Source organism: Mycobacterium sp. THU-M104, assembly GCF_049197365.1.
GTDB lineage: Bacteria > Actinomycetota > Actinomycetes > Mycobacteriales > Mycobacteriaceae > Mycobacterium.
In genome coordinates this window covers 1-6493 of sequence record NZ_JBMIOP010000038.1, presented here as the reverse complement: position 1 = coordinate 6493, position 6493 = coordinate 1, and the positions used below count along the sequence as shown (strand labels likewise).

General features: G+C 70.0%; 7 protein-coding genes and 1 tRNA gene. 3 read left to right on the top strand and 5 right to left on the bottom strand.

Going from position 1 to position 6493, the window contains the following annotated elements:
• Positions 1-268: 268 nt before the first annotated feature.
• From ACOJVU_RS03900 to ACOJVU_RS03880, 5 genes are all read right to left on the bottom strand, one after another.
• Positions 269-341: transfer RNA gene (locus tag ACOJVU_RS03900), tRNA-Ala, on the bottom strand.
• A 50-nt stretch (positions 342-391) separates the two neighbouring features.
• Positions 392-1465: a gephyrin-like molybdotransferase receptor GlpR gene (glpR, locus tag ACOJVU_RS03895; protein ID WP_421528582.1), complete on the bottom strand. Its 1074-nt coding sequence runs from the start codon at positions 1463-1465 to the stop codon at positions 392-394.
• 220 nt (positions 1466-1685) lie between these two features.
• The gene (locus ACOJVU_RS03890) at positions 1686-2345 is read right to left on the bottom strand and encodes a GNAT family N-acetyltransferase (RefSeq protein ID WP_421528581.1); all 660 of its coding nucleotides are present in this window, start codon (positions 2343-2345) and stop codon (positions 1686-1688) included.
• An 8-nt stretch (positions 2346-2353) separates the two neighbouring features.
• On the bottom strand, positions 2354-3646 hold the full coding sequence (glp, locus tag ACOJVU_RS03885; RefSeq protein ID WP_421528580.1) for a gephyrin-like molybdotransferase Glp: 1293 nt from the start codon (positions 3644-3646) through the stop codon (positions 2354-2356).
• A gap of 88 nt (positions 3647-3734) precedes the next feature.
• Complete coding sequence (locus ACOJVU_RS03880; protein ID WP_421528579.1) at positions 3735-4652, bottom strand: UTP--glucose-1-phosphate uridylyltransferase; 918 nt, start codon at positions 4650-4652, stop codon at positions 3735-3737.
• Between the two features lie 79 nt (positions 4653-4731).
• On the opposite strand from ACOJVU_RS03880, the gene ACOJVU_RS03875 reads away from it, so the two are divergent.
• The 3 genes from ACOJVU_RS03875 to ACOJVU_RS03865 form a co-directional block, all read left to right on the top strand.
• Positions 4732-5328: a 5-formyltetrahydrofolate cyclo-ligase gene (locus ACOJVU_RS03875; protein WP_421528578.1), complete on the top strand. Its 597-nt coding sequence runs from the start codon at positions 4732-4734 to the stop codon at positions 5326-5328.
• Between the two features lie 89 nt (positions 5329-5417).
• Complete coding sequence (locus tag ACOJVU_RS03870) at positions 5418-5783, top strand: FmdB family zinc ribbon protein (RefSeq protein ID WP_421528577.1); 366 nt, start codon at positions 5418-5420, stop codon at positions 5781-5783.
• A gap of 72 nt (positions 5784-5855) precedes the next feature.
• Positions 5856-6493: SAF domain-containing protein (locus ACOJVU_RS03865; RefSeq protein WP_421528576.1), on the top strand; the 638-nt coding region annotated here is incomplete at its 3' end.

Genomic DNA, 6493 nt, shown 5'->3' with positions numbered 1-6493 from the left:
GCGACCCGATCACCAGCCGCATCCAGCAGGCCAGGCGTGACATCGCTGAGGCCACCGATACCAGTGAGGTTTATGAGTTGGCGGGCACCGGCGGGGCGTTGCGCGGCCAATGGCCGGACCCCGACGTGGAACGACGCCGTCGCCGGCAGCCTGGACATCGCGATCAAAGCCGCCCAGAAACCTCCTGCGGCATCTGTGCGGCACACGGGTACGAGCGATCCGGCTATCGCAAACAAGAAAAACCAGCATTAGCTGGAATTTCCCTCTGTGGAGCTAAGGGGATTCGAACCCCTGACCTACTCGATGCGAACGAGTCGCGCTACCAACTGCGCCATAGCCCCTGACCGCTAGCAGGCTACCAGCCGCGGCAGCAACCGCCGAACCGCGAGTTCTACTGCCCCACGGCGCGCGGTAGTTCCCTGGACCAGCCGTAATTCCGCGCCGGCACCGAGTAGTCCAGATGTTCGAAGATCGGGTCCTCGTCATCGATCTCGAGCACGACCGCGCCCGGACGCCGCAGCCGGGACGGCACCACGTCGTACTGGCGGTCGTGAGCGTTCTCCACGCCGAGCCGCGCACGCGCCATCCGCCGCATCCGGCGCCGCCGCACCTTTTCCTCGATGCGGGTCTGCCGTCGCAGATACGCCAGGTAGAGCAGCGTCACGGCGGTGGCGCCGCCACAGATCCACCAGAGGCTCGGGGACAACTCGAACGCCGCGGTGGCCGAACCGACCAGGACGACCGCCATCACCATCAGGACCCGCTTACGGAACTCGTATTTGCGGGCGCTGACCGCCGCGGCGGTCCTCGAGTCGAATCGGCGCCGCCGCGAGCCCGGCGCGACCGGCGCGCGCGGGGCCTCGCCCGCGTCGTCGTGAGCGTCGGCCTCGGGCTCGAGGCCGGAGGAGTCCTCGACATACTCGTAGCGGTCGTCCCCGTCGTAGCGGTCGTCCCCGTCGGGCTCATCCGTGCCGGCATCAGTCCCGTCGGACGCACCGCCCCCGTCCACGGCCACCGATGCCGGTTCCGCCGCCCCAGCGCTTGCTCCCGCGGGCAGGGCATCTGAGTCCTCGATGACATCGACGTCGAGATAGTCGGGCTCGTCGGGTTCTGCGGACCCCGCGGTGGCGACCTTCACGACCTCGCGCCGCGAACCCTGCAGCTCGACGGTGTCGGCGTCGGTGCCGATGTCCGGGTTTTGACGTCGATCCTGGTCAACGGAGATGAACTCGTCCTCGGCCGGTTCCTCCTCCGGCTTCCAGTCGGGATCGCTGCGGTGGCCCGCGGCGGGACCGCCACGCTTGAGCAGCCGGGCTCCGGCGTCCCCGTTGAGCACTCGCGTCGCCAGGGCCACATCGCTGGTGCGGCGCACCGCGTCGCGTTTGCTGATCAGCATCGGAACCAGGACGAACAGCCACAGCACCACGAGCGAGATCCACAATAACGACTGCGGGATGCTTGGCATGATGACCTGCTCTCTTCGTTCCCATTTCCGCGGGGCCGGTCGATGGCCAGCGCGGCCGGGTCAAATGACCAGGACAATTACACACCTGTAATTTGGCTCTCACAAGCACCAAACGTCACTCGTGTCGCGCCAGCCACAGAGAAGGACGGCGAACCGGTCGCCGACGGGCCGCGAGACGTCGTGGCGGTCGGGGCCCCGGACGGTTCGGGACGGCCTCCGGTCACTCCCAGCTTGCGCGGCCGGCGCGGACCAGGGCAGAGGCCACGGAACCGTATACCTCTTCGACGGTGATCGCCATCAACAGGTGGTCCCGCCACGCCTTGTCGACCTCGAGGTAGCGCAGCAGCAGACCCTCTTCCCGGAACCCCGCCTTCGCCAGCACGGCACGGCTGGCGGCGTTCTCGGGACGTACCGTGGCCTCCACGCGATGCAACATCACCGGACCGAAGCAGTGATCGAGTCCCAGCGCCAGCGCCGCCGTGGCCACTCCCCCGCCGGTCACCGACCGGGACACCCAATACCCGATCCATGCCGACCGCAGGGCCCCGTGCACGACGTTGCCGATGGTCAGCTGACCGCAGAACCGCCCATTCAGTTCGATGACGTAGGGCAGCATGCGGCCCTTGCGGGCCTCCGAGCGCAGACCGGAACACAACGCCGGCCAGGCGGCAACGGAGTGCCGGATCACCCAGTCGCCTTCCGCGCTGGGCTCCCACGGTTCCAGGTGGGCACGATCGGCCAGCCGCGTCCGGCTCCACTGCGTGCCGTCGCGCATGCGCACCGGACGCAACCGGACGACGCCGGCGCGGACCCGCAACGGGCCGACGTCGACGGGCCAGCCGGGGTGACGGGGGTTGTAGCGCAACAGGTTCGCGCGCATCGCAACCCTCAGCCGCGCTGCGCCAGAAAGGCGACGTCGACGAGCTCGCCGGTGCGGATCTGCTCGGCACCGGTGGGGACAACAACCAGGCAGTTCGCTTCGGCGAGCGTGGCCAGCAGGTGCGACGAAGCACCGGGAGCCCCGCCGAGTGCCTGCACCAGGTACTCCCCGGTGTCCTGGTCGCGCATCAGCTGACCGCGCAGGTAGCCCTTACGCCCGGCCACCGAGGTGATCGGCGACAGGGTGCGGGCGCGGACGATCCGGCGCATCGGCGCCCGCTTTCCCAGCGCAAGCCGGAGCAGCGGCCGGACCATCACCTCGAAGACCACCAGGGCGCTGACCGGGTTGGCGGGAAGTAGAAAGGCCGGGACCCCCTCGCGGCCCAGCTGCCCGAAACCCTGGACCGATCCGGGGTGCATCGCGACCCGGACCACCTCCATTTCGCCGAGTTCGGACAGCACCGAACGCACCACCTCGGCGGCCGCGCCACCGACCGCACCGGCGATCACGACGGCTTCGGAACGGTTGATCTGGCCCTCGACGACGTCGCGCAGCTCCCGGGGATCGCCGCTGACGATGCCCACACGGTTGACCTCCGCGCCGGCGTCGCGGCCCGCGGCCGCCAGCGCATAGGAGTTCACGTCGTAGACCTGCCCGTTCCCCGGGGTGCGCGAGATGTCGACCAGCTCGCCGCCCACGGCCATCACCGACAGCCGCGGCCGCGGATGCACCAGCACCCGTTCGCGGCCGACCGCCGCCAGGAGCCCCACCTGGGCGGCGCCGATGATCGTCCCGGCACGCACGGCGACGTCACCGGGCTGGACGTCGTCTCCGGCGCGGCGCACGTAGGCACCCGACGGCGCGCCGCGCAGGATCCGCACCTTCGACGTACCGCCATCGGTCCACTGCAACGGCAGCACCGCGTCGGCCAGCGTCGGCAACGGCGCGCCGGTGCGCACCCGGACGGCCTGGCGGGGCTGCAGCCGGCGGGGCGTGCGCGCACCGGCCTCGATGGTTCCCATCACCGGCAGGACCAACCCGTCGCGCCCGGCCCCGCCCTCGGTGGGGTCGTCGGGGATCCCGTCGTGGGCCTCACCGCCGATCTCACCGACACCGAGCACGTCCACGCTGCGCACCGCATAGCCGTCGATCGCGGCCTGATCGAAACCAGGCAGGGGCCGCTCGGTCACCACCTCCTCGGCGCAGGTCAATCCCTGCGCCTCGGCGATGGCCACGCGTATCGGCCGCGGAGCCACCGCGGCGGCTGTTATCCGGGCCTGCTGCTCCTCCACAGAACGCACAAGCGCGCCTTTCTGCCCTCCGGCCCCGACGGGCGCGACCTCCGGCGACGCCGAGCCCCGTTGCCTACCGGGACCGCGTGATTCTCCTTCAGGACTGGTGCTCGTTCAGGCCCAACCTCGCCACCAACCATCGCCGCAAATCCGGGCCGTAGTCGTCACGATCCAAAGCAAAGTCAACCGCAGCTTTGAGGTAGCCGCCGGGATTTCCCAAGTCGTGTCGAGATCCGCGATGCACCACGACATGGACCGGATGACCCTCAGCAATCAGCAACGCGACCGCGTCGGTCAGCTGCAACTCGCCGCCGGCCCCACGGTCGATGCGGCGCAGTGCGCCGAAGATCGCACGGTCGAGCACGTAGCGGCCCGCCGCGGCATACATCGACGGGGCGTCCTGGGCCATGGGCTTTTCGACCATGCCCTTGACCTTCAGCACGTCGGGATTGTCCGAGCCGTCGGCAGGATCCACGTCGAACACGCCGTAGGCGCCGATCTCGTCGGGGGCCACCTCGATCGCGCACAGTACGGTGCCGCCATAGTCGGCGCGCACCTTCGCCATCATCTCCAGGACACCGGTCGGCAACACCAGGTCGTCGGGCAGCAGGACCATCACCGCGTCTTCGTCGGCGGACAGCGTGGGCTCCACACAGCTGATGGCATGCCCCAGGCCGAGCGGCTCGGCCTGCACGACGGACTCGACCTTGATCAGCTGCGGGGCACGACGAACCTTGTCGAGCATCGCTTTCTTCCCGCGCGCCTCGAGCGTGCCCTCGAGCACCAGGTCCTGCACGAAATGCGCGACGACGCCGTCTTTGCCCTCGGAGGTGATGATCACCAGACGCCCGGCACCTGCCGCGGCCGCCTCTTCGGCGACCAACTCGATGCCCGGCGTGTCGACCACCGGCAGCAACTCCTTGGGCACCGTCTTGGTCGCCGGCAGGAAACGCGTACCCAGCCCGGCCGCTGGGACGATCGCCGTGTAAGGCACCGGGATTTCAGCTCGTGACATCGTTCACAACCATAACCCGCACGGGCCACCGGCCGGAGTGGACGCCGCGGCGGGACCACCGGTCTGTCAGGGTTGACCCATGGCCGGTGCGGACAAGGCGGCGCTGCGCAGGCGGCTGCTGGCCGCGCGGCGGCGCGTTGGCGGCGACGTCCGTGCCGCCGAGGCCCGCATGCTGTGCGATGCGCTGGAAACCCTGGCGTGCGCCGGTACGGCCTGTGCCTACGTACCGGTGGGCACCGAGCCGGGGTCCGTCGCGATGCTGGACATGCTCGCGCGCCGCTGCGGTCGGGTGCTGCTCCCGGTGGCACGCACCCACGCCGACGGCACCCCGATGCCGTTGCGCTGGGGCGAGTACCGGCCCGGCGCGCTGACCGCCGGCCCCTGGGGATTGCTCGAGCCCGCCGAACCATGGCTGCCCGACTCGGCCCTGGCCGAGGCTGCCCTGGTGATCGTCCCGGCGCTGGCAGTCGACCGCCGGGGTGTGCGGCTGGGCCGGGGCGCCGGGTTCTACGACCGTTCGCTGGCAGGACGCGATCCTGACGCGCGCCTGATCGCCGTGGTGCGCGACGCCGAACTGCTCGACGAACTACCCGCCGAACCGCACGACGTCGCGATGACGGACGCGCTTACGCCGCGACGCGGGGTCATCGGCCTGGCGTCCGGTACTCGGGAATGAAGCACGCCACGTGGCGGTTCTGGCACTTGAAAAGCTAGAGTGCCAACTGGCTCCATCTGACCCTTAGGCCCCCTGACACGGAGGTTCGCGTGCCGACCTACAGCTACGAGTGCACTGAGTGCGGCGACCGCTTCGACATTGCGCAGGCATTCACCGACGACGCGCTGAGCACGTGCGAGAAGTGCTCCGGTCGGCTGCGCAAGCGGTTCAACTCGGTGGGGATCGTGTTCAAGGGCAGCGGCTTCTACCGAACCGACAGCCGCGAGTCCGGCAAGTCGAAGACCGACGGGTCGAGCACAGCAAACGGTTCCACCGGGTCGTCGGGCACCGGCTCGTCGGAAAGCTCGGGATCAAGCGAAAAATCCGGGTCCTCAGAGAAATCGACCAGCACCAGCACCAGCACCAGTTCCAGTTCCAGTTCCACCCCGTCCCCGGCGCCGGCGTCGTCCGGCTGAGAGCTGAGCGGTTGTCCACAACGCCGCCCGCGACTGGCACCCCCGGCGCCGGGGGGCATCTACTGTTGCGGCGTGACGGGACATTCACTGAACCCCTCGGTGTGGCGGCGCCTCGCGGCGTCGTCGCACCCCGACTGGACCCGCACCGTGCGGGCCCGGCGAGTGGCCGCCGGCGGGCTCGTGGTGCTCGCCGGGATCGCGATGCTGCGGCCCGACCCGGACGGGGATCGCGCCGCCGTCGTGGTCGCCGCGCGTGACCTCACCCCCGGTACCGCGCTGGCCACCGACGATGTCCGGCTCGAAACACGTTCGCATGCCACGATTCCCGACGGCTCAGCGACCAACCTGGATACCGTGGTCGGTGCAACACTGGCAGGCCCGGCCAGGCGTGGTGAAGTGCTCACCGATGTCCGTGTGCTCGGTAGCCGGCTGGCCGAGGCCGCAATCGGGTCGAAGGCCGGTCCGGGCGCCCGCATCGTGCCGCTGCGCCTGACCGACGGGGCCCTGCTCGACGTGATCCGGGTGGGCGACGTCGTGGACGTGCTCGCCGCGCCGGGCGCCGATTCGCCGGCGACCGGGCAGCCCGTCGGCAAGGTGGTGGCCACCGACGCGATCGTGGTTCTCGTGTCGGCCGGACGAAAAGCCCAGGCCACCGCGAGCGACCGCGTAGTGTTGGTGGCGCTGCCGGCTCATGTGGCGAACACGGTGGC